3 protein-coding genes are annotated in these 2,448 nt (G+C 72.0%); all 3 read right to left on the bottom strand.

Translation table 11 applies throughout. From position 1 onward, the window contains the following. Positions 1 to 83: 83 nt before the first annotated feature. Complete coding sequence (locus HMPREF0058_RS11225; protein WP_006549914.1) at positions 84 to 1,073, bottom strand: Ppx/GppA phosphatase family protein; 990 nt, start codon at positions 1,071 to 1,073, stop codon at positions 84 to 86. Positions 1,074 to 1,178: 105 nt separating this feature from the next. Beyond that, on the bottom strand, positions 1,179 to 1,763 hold the full coding sequence (locus HMPREF0058_RS11230; RefSeq protein ID WP_006549915.1) for a DUF501 domain-containing protein: 585 nt from the start codon (positions 1,761 to 1,763) through the stop codon (positions 1,179 to 1,181). Between the two features lie 34 nt (positions 1,764 to 1,797). Continuing rightward, positions 1,798 to 2,448, bottom strand: a 651-nt coding sequence (locus tag HMPREF0058_RS11235) for an FtsB family cell division protein (RefSeq protein ID WP_248597030.1), incomplete at its 5' end; no start/stop codon positions are given.

Below are 2,448 nucleotides of genomic sequence, written 5' to 3' on the forward strand. Positions count from 1 at the left end.
CCCGGGCACAGCGAGCCCGCAGGCGCGGACCGAGGCGGCGATCCGCTCCAGCTGCGCGGCCAGGCCCGCCGGCAGGCCCGTACTCACGCGCTCACCGCCGTTCCGGCGCCGTCGGCCATGGACAGGGCGATCCCGTCCAGAATGTCGGACAGCGAGGTGATCGAGGAGGTCACCGGTGCCGGTCCCGCGGCGGTCTCAGCCATGACGCGCGCTACTACCTCGGACCACACCAGAGCGCCGGCGGCGATGACGTCGCGGCGACCGGGCCGTAGATAGGCCCACGACTCACGCTCAGCCGCGGTGGAATGCACGATCGCCTCGCATGAGGCCAGCATCGTCTCAGCCGGAACCACGGCGTCGTCAAGGGCCGCGGCATCGAAGTCGGCCAGCCCCAGGGCGTGGGCCGTCACGGTGGTGATAGTGCCCGCCAGCCCCACGAGCCTGGTAGCGGCGGACAGGTCGACGACGTCACTGGCCTGGTCCAGCAGCTCACGCACGTGCGCACGCGCCGCCGCCTCGGAGGCGGGCGTGACGCCGTCGGCCAGGTAGCGCTCGGTCACGCGCACCGAACCGGTGTCCATGGAGAAGGCAGCTTGGGGGCCGCTGCGTCCCAGGACCAGCTCGGTGGAGCCGCCGCCGAGATCGACGACGAGGTGGGGACCTTCCGGCTGAGTGCCAACGAACCGGTCCAGGCAGAGGGAGGAGCCGGAGAAGGACAGCCGGGCCTCCTCCTGCCCGCTGATGACCTCCGGCTCGATACCCAGGCGCTCGCGCACACCGTCGACGAAGACGGCGCGGTTGGAGGCGTCCCGCGTGGCCGAGGTGGCTACGAAGCGCATGCGCTCCACCCCCTGGGCGCGGCAGGTCGCCGCGTAGGAGTCCACGACGGCGAGGGTGCGTTCCAGCGCCGCCTCGTCCAGACGGCCGGTGCGGTCCACCCCCTGGCCCAGTCGGACGATCTCGTTGTCACGCACCAGCTGGGCGAGGCCGGTGCCCGCCTCGCGCGGGAGCAGGTCAGCCACGAGCAGGCGGATGGTGTTGGTCCCGCAGTCGATCGCGGCCACACGCGTCATGTCAGTTCTCCTCTAGATTGTCAGGTCCCACCGGTCCACCGGTCAGCGGCAGGCCAGCCGCTGTCAGGCCGGGGCCGCCGAGCAGCAAGGGCCGCCGGGCAGCGCTCAGCAGCTGCACCGCTGCGGGTCCCACATCCCGCGCTCGCGCAGCACCTCCAGGGTGAGGTCACCGATGGGGTTGACGCCAGGGCCAGCGGCCAGGGCGTGGCCGAGCAGGGCGTGCAGGCACTTGACGCGGGTCGGCATGCCGCCGGCCGAGACGCCGTCGATCTCCTCCACGCTTCCCAGCTCAGCGCGACGTGCCAGGTAGTCCTCGTGAGCGCGGGCGTAGGCCGCGGCAAGCTCAGCGTCCTCGGCGAGCCGGGCGTTGTAGTCCTCCATGAGGTGCTCGGCCTCCAGGGTGGAACAGCCCTTCACCGCCGCCGGGTGAGTGAGGTAGTAGCTAGTGGGGAACGGTGAGCCGTCAGGCAGACGCGGAGCCGTGCGCACGACGGTCGGGCGCCCGCACACGCAGCGCGCAGCGATGGAGACGACGCCGCGCGGCACCCGGCCCAGCTGCTCACGCAGCGCCTCCAGGTCGGCCTGCGTCACCTCATCGCTGCGGGTACGGCCCGGCGTCGCCGCGGGCTCCTGGTCGGGAGCCTGACCGGGCTGGGCCGGGGTGCTCGTGTGCTCGGGCTGCGTGCTCATGGAGCTCCTTCGCGATGGGAGGGTGATGGGAGCGTTACTGTGCGCCGGACTCGTCGGCCGGCTCAGGCGTCGGGGTGGGGACGGTCGGGACCGCGGTGGACCAGCCACGCTGAGACTCCTCCGGCGGCGCCTGCTCATCGGTAGCCCCGGCGACCTCTGCCGACTCTCGCAGGACCGAGTACCACGGGCTGCCAGCCTCGGCCTCAGCCGCGGCCTTGGCCGCCGCCTTGGTCTGGTCCTCGAACTGGTCAGCGCCGACGACGACGTAGGTGGTCTCTCCCGGCATGACGTAGGACAAGCGCTCGCGCGCCTGAGCACGCACGTAGGCGTCGTCGTCCCACCGGGCCAGCTCTGACTCCAGCGCGGTGGAGGTGGCTCGCGCCTCCTGGAGCTGTCTCATGATCGCGTCGTACTGAGCCTGCTGGGACAGGTAGCCGCGCAGCGCCGGGAAGGTGATGACGAAGGCGAACAGGAGCACCAGAGCCAGGATGAGCACCCGGGCGGGCACGGCAATGCCGTCCGGGCCACCCAGCTGGAGCATCGTGTACTCCGGTGCTGTGCGGGCCGAGGGACGTACCGGCTCCCGGTCCTCACGCTCTTGGCGTGCACCTGCCTCTGAGGCTGAGGAGGAGTGCGCCGGCTGCGAGCCTGAGGCCGAGCTCGCGCGCGACTGGCCGGTGGCGCT

The sequence above is a fragment of the Actinomyces urogenitalis DSM 15434 genome, from assembly GCF_000159035.1.
Lineage (GTDB): Bacteria > Actinomycetota > Actinomycetes > Actinomycetales > Actinomycetaceae > Actinomyces > Actinomyces urogenitalis.